The 7,601-nt window shown below is 64.5% G+C and carries 8 protein-coding genes; 4 read left to right on the plus strand and 4 right to left on the minus strand.

What is annotated here, in order from left to right; all coding sequences use genetic code 11:
• Positions 1 to 79 precede the first annotated feature (79 nt).
• The 4 genes from WEB61_RS02050 to WEB61_RS02065 all read right to left on the minus strand — a co-directional run bounded on the left by WEB61_RS02050 (position 80) and on the right by WEB61_RS02065 (position 3,963).
• The gene (locus tag WEB61_RS02050) at positions 80 to 1,144 is read right to left on the minus strand and encodes a beta-N-acetylglucosaminidase domain-containing protein (protein ID WP_368062667.1); all 1,065 of its coding nucleotides are present in this window, start codon (positions 1,142 to 1,144) and stop codon (positions 80 to 82) included.
• Between the two features lies 1 nt (position 1,145).
• A complete protein-coding gene (locus WEB61_RS02055) occupies positions 1,146 to 2,078 on the minus strand; it encodes a glutathione S-transferase family protein (protein WP_368062668.1) in 933 nt (310 codons plus the stop codon).
• Positions 2,079 to 2,086: 8 nt separating this feature from the next.
• On the minus strand, positions 2,087 to 2,872 hold the full coding sequence (locus WEB61_RS02060; protein ID WP_368062669.1) for a glutathione S-transferase family protein: 786 nt from the start codon (positions 2,870 to 2,872) through the stop codon (positions 2,087 to 2,089).
• Positions 2,873 to 2,982: 110 nt separating this feature from the next.
• Positions 2,983 to 3,963, minus strand: a complete 981-nt coding sequence (locus WEB61_RS02065; protein ID WP_368062670.1) for an MBL fold metallo-hydrolase — start codon at positions 3,961 to 3,963, stop codon at positions 2,983 to 2,985.
• A gap of 213 nt (positions 3,964 to 4,176) precedes the next feature.
• Between WEB61_RS02065 and WEB61_RS02070 the strand changes: the two genes are divergently transcribed.
• The 4 genes from WEB61_RS02070 to WEB61_RS02085 all read left to right on the plus strand — a co-directional run.
• Entirely contained in the window at positions 4,177 to 5,574 is a 1,398-nt protein-coding gene (locus tag WEB61_RS02070) for an arylsulfotransferase family protein (protein ID WP_368062671.1), read from the plus strand.
• Between the two features lie 16 nt (positions 5,575 to 5,590).
• Positions 5,591 to 5,845, plus strand: a complete 255-nt coding sequence (locus WEB61_RS02075) for a hypothetical protein (protein ID WP_368062672.1) — start codon at positions 5,591 to 5,593, stop codon at positions 5,843 to 5,845.
• A gap of 12 nt (positions 5,846 to 5,857) precedes the next feature.
• Positions 5,858 to 6,583 carry a hypothetical protein gene (locus WEB61_RS02080; RefSeq protein ID WP_368062673.1) on the plus strand — a complete coding sequence of 242 codons (726 nt, stop codon included), beginning with the start codon at positions 5,858 to 5,860 and terminating at the stop codon, positions 6,581 to 6,583.
• A partial coding sequence (locus WEB61_RS02085) for a sulfotransferase (protein ID WP_368062674.1) occupies positions 6,580 to 7,601 on the plus strand: 1,022 nt, incomplete at its 3' end. The genes WEB61_RS02080 and WEB61_RS02085, both read left to right, overlap by 4 nt.

The following is a 7,601-nucleotide window of genomic DNA, read 5'->3' on the forward strand; positions in this document are numbered from 1 at the left end:
CCTCCCCAAACGGTCTTCGACCGTTTGACCCTCCCACAGGGGGAGGGTGGGAAGAAAGGGGCATACCGGACGGCTACTGCTACTGCGTCTGGACGATTTCGTCGGTGATGCGCCAATGGCCGTCGAGCCAGAGGGCGATCTCGCGGGCGCAAGGGTGATCGAAGGCGGCATAGCGGGCACGTAGCGCCGCCTGTTCCTTTTCCGGCAATGCGTCGAGGCCGACATCCTGGAAGGCGGCGAGGTCTTCCTCGATCAGGCGTGCGAGTGGCGCACCGGCAATCGCTTCGGCGGCGGCGTGGAAGGCGCTGTCTGGATCGTAGGCGGCGTCCCGGTAGAGCATTTCGAGTGTCAGCATCGGAATGCGGCTCAGCATCGCCTGCGACGCGGGGTTGACGCCATGCGCCGCTATCTCCGCGCCGATCTCGCCCGTGCGGCCGGTGAAGGCGCGCAGATGCAGGAAGGGCGCCATGCGTTGGCCGTCATTCACCGGGTAGTTGTCCCAGATGAAGGGCTTGCGGCGCAGCGTTTCGGCGACGCGCGCCAGATGTTCCGCCGTCAGTTCCTTCGAGCAGACACGCGGGCCTGTCCAGAAAATTTCAACAGCCGGATCGAGCCCCGCGCCGAGCGCTTCGAGATAGCCGGGCGGGCGCTGGCCGAAAACGCGATCGAGGATCGGATCGTCGGTGTAATAGCTCGGGCAGGTGATGAGGCGGGTCGCACCGCTGCGCGCGGCGATCCAGTCGACAATCTCGATCTGCTTGTCGGCCAGCCCTTCAATGTCGCCGCGCATGTCGTCGAAAAGGATCGCGAGATCGACGCAGCCAATGCCGTCGAGAAAGGCAAGCTTTTCCGCCAGCGCCGCGCGGGCTGAGGCATCGAAATTCAGATATAGCTCATAGGGGCTGAGGCCGACGCCGAAGCGCACGCCCGCGGCGCGGCATTGCGCGGCGAGGCGGGCGAGATCGTCGGCCATTTCTGTCGGGTGCGGCTCGGCCCAGCGGCGGCGCAGGAAGGTGTCGGCTTTCGGCGCGTAGAGATAGAAGCCATAGCCATGCTGCGCGAGGAAGGCAATGTTCGCGGCGCGCTCTTCCGCGCTCCACGGCCGTCCGTAGAAACCTTCGATCGTACCGAGCTCGGGTGTCATGTCAGCCGCGCATGACGAGGAAGCCCGCGCGCGGGAAATGCACCACCACCTCGCCGACACGCGGATCGTTGCGCTTCAGCGCGATGTGCTGCGCGGAGGAGGAAACGAGTTCGCCGGCAATCGGGTCGCGGCCGTAATCGTCGGCCATCACCGTCACCTTGTCGCCGGGCTTCAAGCCGTTGGGCTCGCCGGGATCGGCCTTTACTGCTTCCGTCGTCGTCGCGGCTTTGGCGATGTCGAGCGCTGCGTCGCGCGAAATTTCCTGCCGGCTTCCATGACCGACCGCCTTCACGCGCTTTTCCCAGGCGGCAAGATGCGGCATCGCTTCGGCGCTCTTCATTGCCGTCGGCACGATCCAGCGGATGAAGGCGAGGTTATAATAAGCATTGGCATCGGCGATGCCCGGCGCCTCGCCCATCAGGAATTTGCGGCCATCGGCCAGTTGCTCCTCGAGCCAGCCGAGATTGGCGCGCAACTGTTCGGCCATCAGGGGCGCACCCGCTTTCATCGCTTCGGTGTCGAAGGGGCGGCCCATCAGTTTGGTGCGGTCGGCCTTGAAATCCTCGCCCATCGCGTCCGGCGCATTGCCGAAGATGACGGCGACGGCGGCGAGGAAGAAGCTGCGGTCGGTCCAGAGGCCCATGCCCCAGCCGAGGCCACGGTCGCCGCCGACGAAGACCGACGGTTTCGGGAAGCGGCGCTCCAGTTCGCGAATGATGATCTGCGTGTCGCAATAGATGTCGGCGCCGATCTGCATGACCGGGATCTTGCGGTAGCCGCCGGTCAGCGCCACCAGTTCGGGCTTCGGCATGATGACGGGCTCGTCGCAGGCGAACCAGTCGAGGCCCTTGATGCCGAGCACCACGCGCACTTTCTCGGAAAAGGGCGAGATGTCGTATTGATGCAGGATGATCGATTGCGCGTCGGCGGGCATGGGCGTTCCTATTCGAAGTCGTGGCTGAAACGTATGTTGTCTTTCTTCAGGCCGTCGAGGACGATCTCGACGCCGCCCGACTTCATCATCCATTCAAGGCGATGGTCGCGATATTCGCGCTTGAAGAGGCCCTGTTCCAGCACATTCGCAACCTGCGCCATGGCGGCGATGCTGTCGCGCGCTTCCTTCGCCGTCTGTGCGACGCTGGGCCTCGCATTGACGCGCGCGAGCCAGCGGCCGAGGGGTGAACCTTCGCCGGGCGCGTTGCCGAAGCCGGCCGAGCCATTGACATAGGGCACCACCGAGAGGTCGCCCCAGCCGAAGCTTTCGCCGTTGAGCCAGTCGGCTTGCCCAAGCTGTCGCGTCAGCCATGAATGAATGCGTCCGGTCTGTTCCGCCGCGCGGGCCTGCATCTCGGCGGCTTTCGCGCCGGTGGCACGGCGAAAGTAAGCGATTTCGCCGAGGCCCCAGTTGATCGCCTCATAATGCGTGTCGCAGACCTCCTCGATCATGCGCATTTTTGCGCGGGCTGCCGGCGATGCGGGGAGCAGGGGCGGTGCCGGGTATTTGTCTTCGAGATATTCGAGGATGATGGTCGAATCGAATATCTGGACATCGCCGTCGATCAGCGCCGGCACCTCGGCGCGCGGATTGGCGGTGACGAATTCGCCGCGGGAGGTTCCGGCGCCGATGCCGTCCGGCGTTTTCAGCGTGAGGTCGATTCCCTTCTCGCGCGCGGCGATTTTCACCTTCTGCGCATAGGGCGAGAGCGGATGTTCGTAAAGCGTCGGCATGGCGTCCCCTCCGGTTTTGTTGAGGCGGATCATCGGCGCGGCGCGGGTGGCTGTCCATGCGGCTGCCGATCACGGCTGCGTGACGTGACGCAACGTCAAGGAAGCGCGGTTCAGACCCTCAGTATGCCTTTTCTCTTCGCCACCTCGGTCATCTGGCCGAACAGCGCCACCGCATCGTTGGGCGTGTGGTCGCCCGAGAATTCCTTGTAGAGCGTCGCGACATTGACGACGATGCGTTCGCCGTCGCCCCAGCTGTCGTAATCCGACATGTCGATGTCGAGCGCCGCATCAAGCGCCGAGAGCCCGGCGTCGTGGCGCTTCTTCGCTTCGTCGCGCACATAGACGAGATAGTCACGCACCGCCTTGACGCCGTTCTTGCCGGTGATCGGTCCGTGGCCCGGCACCACGGTTTCGACATCCATCGCCAGAATTTTGTTGCAGGCATCGATCCAGTTGCCGACCGGGCCTTCCCACATGATGGGGTGGCCCTCGATGAAGAGAATGTCGCCGGTGAAGACCGTCCTGTCGGCCGGCACATAGACCAGCGCGTCGCCCGGCGTGTGAGCGGGACCGACATGCATGATGCGGATTTCCTTCGAGCCGACATGGCGCGTCAGTTCGGTTTCGAAGGTCGTTGTCGGGAGGGTCTGCGTCACGCCTTTGAAGTCGAAGGCGCCGAAACATTGCGTCACATATTTGCCGAGATCGCCGAGGCCCGGCGCCATGTCGAGGAAGCCCGCCAGCAACGCCGGCGGTTCGTGGCGCATGGCCTCGACGGCGAGCTTGTGGGCGATGATCTCGGCACCCGCGCAGCATTCATTGCCGTTGCAGTGATCGCCATTGTGATGGGTGTTGACGACGGTACCGATCTTCGCTGCCGCCTTCGGTTCGGCCTTGCGCATGGCGGCAAGCATCTCGCGCGTCAGCGGCACGTCGAACAGCGTGTCGACCAGAAATGACTCGCCGTCATCGACGATCAGGCCGGCATTCGACCAGCCCCAGCCGCCATCGGGCTGCAGCCAGGCGTAGCCGCCTCGCCCAAGATCGTGGAGACCCTTCGTGTATTGAAATCTGCCGAGACCGAGACCCATGACGCCCCTCCGCGTTTTATGTTCCGGCCAGTGTCGGGTGGCGCGGCCGATTGTTCAAGGCACCCGTTTTCGTCCCGTTGCGGGCCGTTGAAACACACGCAGCCATGCGGGACGACAGAGAACAATTTATTGCCCCCCTTTTGTCTTTTTCTCGCCATACGCGGTGGCTTCCATCGCGACGGGCGGTTCGGGCCATAGAGATCGGGTACAGCAATGACCTATCAATATGCGGAATCACGCCCTTCGGAGGGCCGTTCGCGCGAAAAGGCGGCCGAACCGGGCGGCGGCTGGATCGGCCCCGCCATTTTCATTCTCTGTATTTCCCTTCTCGCCTTTTTTCTCGGCGCCTATGTGGTGCTGGCGCAAGTGCCGCCCTACAAGACCCTCACAAATGCCCATGAGGCGGCGCTGGCGCTTTATGCCAAGGCCACACAGTTCAACGATCCCTTCAAGACCGATCTCTGGCACGACGCGCGCTGGGAGCACAAGGGCGTCGTCACCTATCTCGGCGACAAGACCGAGAACGGCTACACGCTCTACACCTCATCTCACGAGGCGAGCGCCATGCTTGTCGACATGAGCGGCAAGGAAGTGCATCGCTGGTATGTGCCACCGGAAGAGATCTGGCGCGAGGACGGGGACGGCGGCCGCCCGGCGCCTGGACCTCTCGTCTATATCCGCAAATCCTACATGTTCCCGAATGGCGACCTGCTGGCGCTTTACGAGGGCTCGGGCGACACGCCCTGGGGCCTCGGACTGGTGAAGTTCGACAAGGATTCAAACGTTCTGTGGAGCTATCTCGACGAGCGGGCGCATCACGCCCTCGATGTCGGCGCCGACGGTTCGATCTATCTGCTGACCCATGCGATGCGCCACGATGCGGCCGATGTGCCGGGCGCTATCGAACCGCCCCTGATTGAGGATTTCCTGACGATCCTGTCGCCGGACGGCGAGGTGAAGAAGCGGTTTTCGCTGTTCGACGTGGTCGCGCAGTCGCGTTTCAAATGGCTCTATAGCGGGCTGACGCGGACGGCGGCGCGGGATCCGCTGCACACGAATTCCGTCATGGAAGTGGGCGCCGAAGCGGGTGCGGCGATGAGCGTCGCACGCGAGAGCGACCTGGTGCTCTCGTTCCGCAACATCAAGCTTGTCGCGGTGCTCGATCCGGAAGAAGGCAAAATCGTCTGGGGCACGACCGGCCCGTGGATCGGCCAGCATTCGGCCGAACCGCTTGCGAACGGCAATATTCTGCTCTTCGACAACAACGGCAACTTCAACGGTCCCGGCGGCTCGCGCGTCATCGAGTTCAAGCCGGAGACGATGGAGATCGTCTGGCAATATCAGGGGAGCGAGAAGGATCCGCTGAAAAGCGTGCTGCGCTCGGAAGCGACGCGGCTCGGCAATGGCAACACGCTGATTACCGAATCCCAGGCCGGGCGCTTTCTCGAGGTGACGCCCGAAGGCGAAGTCGTCTGGGAATATATCAATCCGGTGCGCGGCGGCGAAGGGAACAAGAAGATACCGATCGTCGCCTGGGCCCGGCGCTACACGCCTGCCGAGATCGATCCGTCTTTCGGACAGGCGCTCGGCCCCTCGTTCAATCCGTCATGACCGAAAGGAGCAGACGATGAAAAAGCAGAGAGCGATCTTCCTGGCGAGCCTCCTGTCCGTGGCCGGTTTTGCCGGCCCGGCCGCGGCCTATGTCGGACCGGGTGCAGGCCTCAGCGTCATCGGCGCGCTTGTCGGCGTGCTGCTGGCGGTCGGCGCGGCCGCCGTCTTCGTTGTCGGCTGGCCGATCCGCCGCATGATGCGGCGGCGCAAGGAGGATGCGGCGGCGCGTGCCGCGGCGCGCAACGCGGCCAGATCCTCGCCGGCGTCCTGAGGGACGCGGCGCATGACGACGGGTCTCTTCGATCTGCCCGCGCCGCTCTTCCGGCTGCTCGATGCGCTGCTCTCGCCGCTGCCGGCGGCGGCCCGGCTCGTCGTCTGGGCGCTTGCCGGCGCCGCGCTTTCGATGTGGCTCTACAAGCTCCTGTCGCCGCAGCGCAAACTCGTCGAGACCGAGGCGGCCGCGCTTGCCGCGCGGCGCGAACTCAACGCCTATGACGGCGAATTCGACGGCGCCTGGCCGCTGATCGCCCGCGTTTTCCGCACCGCCGGCAAGCGGCTCTGGCTGGCCCTGCCGCCGGCGGTCGCGGCCTCGCTTCCGCTGCTGGCGCTGGTCGTCTGGCTTTATGCCGATTACGGCTACCGGTTTCCGGAAGCAGGCGAGGCCGCCGCCGCGCGGGCGCAGCCGGACGGCTATGAGGCCAGCCTCGTGCAGCGGGACAATGACGGTCATCGCGTGATCGTGCGCGCGCCAGACGGCGATGTCGTCTCCGATGTGCCGCTCAGCGCGCCGGTTCCCGCCATCGAAAAGCGGTTGTGGTGGAATGTGCTGATCGGCAATCCGTCGGGCTACCTGCCGGCGGCGGGCCCTGTCGACCGTGTCGAGGTCGCGCTGCCCGGCCGCGAAATCCTGCCGCTCGGGCCGGGTTGGCTCAGGGGATGGGAAGTTTTCTTTTTCACGTTTCTCGTCGCCTTTTCGCTCATCATCAAGAAAGTCGGGAGGATCGCATGAGTGCGCAGACCCAACCTGCATCGGCGCCGGCGGACAAGTTCGCGGTCAGCCCCTGGGTCGATGCGGTGGGCCGGCTTCTTTATGCACGGCCCAAACTGATGCAGTCGCTGGCGAAGATCGAGACGCGGCTTTTCGAGGACCGGGTCGACGATATTCCGGTGACGGCGCCTGTGTGGGTGAGCGGGCTTGCGCGGAGCGGCAGCACGGTCCTGCTGGAACTGCTCGCCGCGCATCCACAGGTTGCGACGCAGCGCTATCGCGACTTTCCGCCGCTTTTCACGCCCATTCTCTGGAACAAGCTTGTCGACTACATGCCCCTCAAGGACGAGCACCCGGCCGAGCGCGCGCATGGAGACGGCATCCATGTCACGTCGGAAAGTCCCGAAGCTTTCGAGGAGCCGATCTGGATGGCGTTCTTTCCGCATCTGCACAAGCGCGTCTGGGACGAGACTTTCGCGGGCGACGCCGCCCATCCCGAATTCGAGGATTTCCTGCGCGCACATATCCGCAAGCTGCTCTTCGTGCGGGGCGGCGCACGTTATCTCGCCAAGGCGAATTACAACACGACGCGGCTCGAATATCTGCTGAAGCTTTTCCCCGATGCGCGCTTCGTCGTGCCGGTTCGCGATCCGGTCTGGCATGTCGCCTCGCTGATGAAACAGCATCGCCTCTTCGTCCGGGGCGAGGTTGCCCATCCGGAGGCACGCGTCCATCTCGCGCGGGCGGGACATTTCGAGTTCGGGCTCGACCGTGTGCCCATTCACTGCGGCAACGAGGCGGCGACGGCCGAGATTGCCGCGCTCTGGGCCGAGGGCCGCGAGGCGGAGGGCTGGGCGCTGCAATGGGCGCAGGTCTATGGCCATCTCGCGGCGCGTTTCGAGGCCAATCCGGCGCTGGCCGAAGCGGTGCTGGTGGTTCGTTATGAAGATCTCTGCGCCGAGCCGGCAACGGTGATGAACTGGATCATCGAGCATTGCGGGTTCGACGCGGCTGACGACATCATCGCGCGCGCGGAAGC

This window comes from Parvibaculum sp., from assembly GCF_040882025.1.
Classification (GTDB): domain Bacteria; phylum Pseudomonadota; class Alphaproteobacteria; order Parvibaculales; family Parvibaculaceae; genus Parvibaculum.

What these genes read in the sequence shown, in the direction of transcription:
- WEB61_RS02050 (WP_368062667.1), bottom strand. Translation starts at nt 1,144, where the DNA reads ATGACACCCGAGCTCGGTACGATCGAAGGTTTCTACGGACGGCCGTGG.
- WEB61_RS02055 (WP_368062668.1), bottom strand. Translation starts at nt 2,078, where the DNA reads ATGCCCGCCGACGCGCAATCGATCATCCTGCATCAATACGACATCTCG.
- WEB61_RS02060 (WP_368062669.1), bottom strand. Translation starts at nt 2,872, where the DNA reads ATGCCGACGCTTTACGAACATCCGCTCTCGCCCTATGCGCAGAAGGTG.
- WEB61_RS02065 (WP_368062670.1), bottom strand. Translation starts at nt 3,963, where the DNA reads ATGGGTCTCGGTCTCGGCAGATTTCAATACACGAAGGGTCTCCACGAT.
- WEB61_RS02070 (WP_368062671.1), top strand. Translation starts at nt 4,177, where the DNA reads ATGACCTATCAATATGCGGAATCACGCCCTTCGGAGGGCCGTTCGCGC.
- WEB61_RS02075 (WP_368062672.1), top strand. Translation starts at nt 5,591, where the DNA reads ATGAAAAAGCAGAGAGCGATCTTCCTGGCGAGCCTCCTGTCCGTGGCC.
- WEB61_RS02080 (WP_368062673.1), top strand. Translation starts at nt 5,858, where the DNA reads ATGACGACGGGTCTCTTCGATCTGCCCGCGCCGCTCTTCCGGCTGCTC.